The organism is Vibrio sp. 10N.261.52.A1 (assembly GCF_002876325.1).
Classification (GTDB): domain Bacteria; phylum Pseudomonadota; class Gammaproteobacteria; order Enterobacterales; family Vibrionaceae; genus Vibrio; species Vibrio chagasii.
Window position 1 is genome coordinate 1 of sequence record NZ_MCYD01001002.1, and the last position, 3,026, is coordinate 3,026.

Consider the following 3,026-nt stretch of genomic DNA (forward strand, 5'->3'; position numbering starts at 1 on the left):
TTGTCGGTGAGCGTGAGTTTTGGTCGCTGCCGTTAAAAGTTTCGCCATCTACTTTAATTCCTCGTCCGGATACCGAGCGTTTGGTCGAAGTCGCGCTGGATAAAACTTATGGCAAACAAGGCGCGATTCTCGATTTAGGCACAGGTACTGGTGCTATTGCATTGGCGTTGGCGTCTGAGATGCCAAATCGACCAGTGACGGGCATTGATCTTCGTCCTGAAGCTCAAGCGCTCGCGACAGAGAATGCGAAACGCTTAAATATCACCAATGCTACTTTTTTGCATGGTAGTTGGTTTGATCCGCTTAGCGATCTGGTTTCTGATGGCGGTGAGGTTAAGTTCTCTCTGATTGTCTCTAACCCACCTTATATAGAGAAAGATGACCCTCATCTCTCGCAAGGCGATGTGCGTTTTGAGCCGATTACTGCGCTTGTCGCTGAAGAGAAAGGGCTTGCTGACATTCGCTACATTTCTGAAAACGCACGTGGCTTTTTAGAAAATGAGGGTTGGTTGGCATTTGAACACGGTTACGACCAAGGCTTGGCTGTACGTGAGATAATGCAAGCGCTAGGTTATCTCGATGTGGTTACAGAGAAAGATTACGGCGGTAATGACCGAGTGACATTAGGTCGTTATTGCTCATAGTTCGTTGTTGTTTGCTTAGGGCTAGTAGTTGCTAGCCACTCATGTAATCCTAGAAGGCGAACTTACGAAATTGATACCTTTAACGCGAAATTACATTTGACTCAGTAGTGCATTTAACGCAGAAATACAGAGCACCAACGGGTCCAATGTCGCTCGTATTAACGAAAGCACATATAAAAATATAAAGGAATACCATGTACGAAGGTTTAAAACATTTTCACCTACTAACGATTGCGATAAGCGTGTCACTTCTTTCAATTCGTTTCGTTCTTATGATGGCGAACTCACCAAAGCTTAAGCACCCTTTCTTGCAGCGTTTCCCGCATATTAACGACTCGTTGCTATTGCTATCGGGTATTGGCTTGATTTTTATCACTGGCTTTATTCCATTTACCCCAGCGGCACCATGGCTAACAGAAAAGCTAACGTGTGTAATGGCATACATCGCATTGGGTTTCTTTGCGCTGAAACTGGGTAAAAATAAACTATTGAGAGTATTCTCTTTCTTCGGTGCGCTTGGCTGGTTAGCTATGGCTGGCAAAATTGCGATGACGAAGACGCCAACATTTTTCGGTTAATGATCTCCTATTTCGGTTAACTACCTATGTACGAATTTTTTGACGAAGACTTTGACCAGCTAGAATTAGCAGAAGGTGCATTGATCTTAAATAAAGCGATTAACCCAGACACTCAAGACGGTTGGGCTGAGCAAGAGCTGGCAAGACTGTTTAAAGAAGCTGAATTTGCTTTGGTCCATGAAACCGATGAGCAACAGAAGTTTGAGTCCTTTATTCGATTATTCTTCTATGAATGGGGCTTTGCGGGTGATAAAGACGCTTATTTCTCTTCAGAGAACGCTTTTATCGATAAAGTGCTAGAGCGTAAGAAAGGCATTCCTGTCAGTCTTGGCGCGATCTTTCTTTTTCTAGGTCGCAAGCTAGGCTTTCCAGTAGAGGGGGTCTCTTTCCCGACTCAATTTCTGCTTAAAGTGACTTGGTACGGCCAAGCAGCAGTGTATATCAATCCATACAATGGTGAATACGTTGGTGAGCAAACGCTGCGAGCGTGGCTGATCGGCCATGATGGCCCTTTAGCTGAGCTTAAATCTGAGCATTTAGAAGTGGCTGACCATCCAACAATCATTGGCAAGTGGTTAGCGCTATTAAAGAGTGCGTTACTGAGAGAAGAGCGCTATACGCTAGCATTGAAATGTACAGACCTTGCATTAACGTTTGTACCTGACGACCCGTATGAAATCCGCGACCGTGGCTTTATCTATCAGCAGTTGGATTGTCACCAAGTGGCAGCCACGGATTACCAATATTTTATCGACCAATGCCCAGATGACCCTGCATCTGAGTTACTGAAATCTCAAGTGAACGTCATGAATGAAAAGACCGTGGTTGTTCACTAATTAATAATTATTTAGAGAGAATATGATGGAACAGAAAACAGTTCATATTGGCGATATGCCAATTGCTAACGACAAGCCATTTACGCTATTTGCAGGCATGAACGTTCTTGAATCTCGCGATCTAGCAATGCAGATCTGTGAGCACTACGTGAAAGTAACTGAAAAGCTGGGTATTCCTTATGTATTTAAGGCGTCTTTCGATAAGGCAAACCGTAGCTCAGTTCACTCATACCGTGGCCCAGGTATGGAAGAAGGTCTAAAGATCTTCCAAGAATTGAAAGATACTTTTGGCGTGAAGATCATCACTGATGTTCACACTGAAGCACAAGCTCAGCCGGTTGCTGATGTGGTTGATGTTATTCAACTTCCAGCATTTCTAGCTCGTCAAACGGACCTTGTTGAGGCGATGGCGAAGACTGGCGCAGTTATTAACGTGAAGAAGCCTCAGTTCATGAGCCCGAACCAGGTTGGTAACATCGTTGATAAATTCGCAGAATGTGGCAACGACAAGATTATCCTTTGTGAACGTGGCTCTTGCATGGGTTACGATAACCTAGTTGTAGATATGCTTGGTTTTGGCGTAATGAAGAAAGCTTCAAACGGCAGCCCAATCATCTTTGACGTGACGCACTCTCTACAGATGCGTGACCCTTCAGGTGCTGCATCTGGCGGTCGTCGTGAGCAAACGGTTGAACTTGCAAAAGCTGGCTTAGCGACAGGTATTGCTGGTTTATTCATTGAAGCTCACCCGAACCCAGATCAAGCACGCTGTGATGGTCCATCTGCACTGCCTCTAGACAAGCTAGAGCCGTTCTTGAAGCAGATGAAAGCACTTGATGACCTTATCAAAGGTTTTGACCACATCGATATTAAATAGTCGAACAGTATAGAATTCCAAGCCGGCGTAATTGCCGGCTTTTTTGTACCTATAGCTAAGTGAATGGCGACTACCTTGAGCTCCTTAAGCT

The 3,026-nt window shown here is 44.6% G+C and carries 4 protein-coding genes; all 4 read left to right on the plus strand.

What is annotated here, in order from left to right; all coding sequences use genetic code 11:
• Window positions 1–644 (plus strand): peptide chain release factor N(5)-glutamine methyltransferase (prmC, locus tag BCT81_RS21725; RefSeq protein ID WP_102425806.1); only part of this gene is annotated, 644 nt, incomplete at its 5' end.
• A 194-nt stretch (window positions 645–838) separates the two neighbouring features.
• Complete coding sequence (locus tag BCT81_RS21730) at window positions 839–1,222, plus strand: SirB2 family protein (RefSeq protein ID WP_004739804.1); 384 nt, start codon at window positions 839–841, stop codon at window positions 1,220–1,222.
• A gap of 26 nt (window positions 1,223–1,248) precedes the next feature.
• On the plus strand, window positions 1,249–2,058 hold the full coding sequence (locus tag BCT81_RS21735; protein WP_102425807.1) for a SirB1 family protein: 810 nt from the start codon (window positions 1,249–1,251) through the stop codon (window positions 2,056–2,058).
• 25 nt (window positions 2,059–2,083) lie between these two features.
• Window positions 2,084–2,935, plus strand: coding sequence for a 3-deoxy-8-phosphooctulonate synthase (gene kdsA / locus BCT81_RS21740; RefSeq protein WP_004739800.1), 852 nt, complete (start codon window positions 2,084–2,086; stop codon window positions 2,933–2,935).
• The last annotated feature ends 91 nt before the right edge of the window (window positions 2,936–3,026 follow it).

Excerpts from the sequence above, each read along its gene's own strand:
- BCT81_RS21735 (WP_102425807.1), top strand. The coding sequence starts at position 1,249 with ATGTACGAATTTTTTGACGAAGACTTTGACCAGCTAGAATTAGCAGAA.
- kdsA (WP_004739800.1), top strand. The coding sequence starts at position 2,084 with ATGGAACAGAAAACAGTTCATATTGGCGATATGCCAATTGCTAACGAC.
- BCT81_RS21730 (WP_004739804.1), top strand. The coding sequence starts at position 839 with ATGTACGAAGGTTTAAAACATTTTCACCTACTAACGATTGCGATAAGC.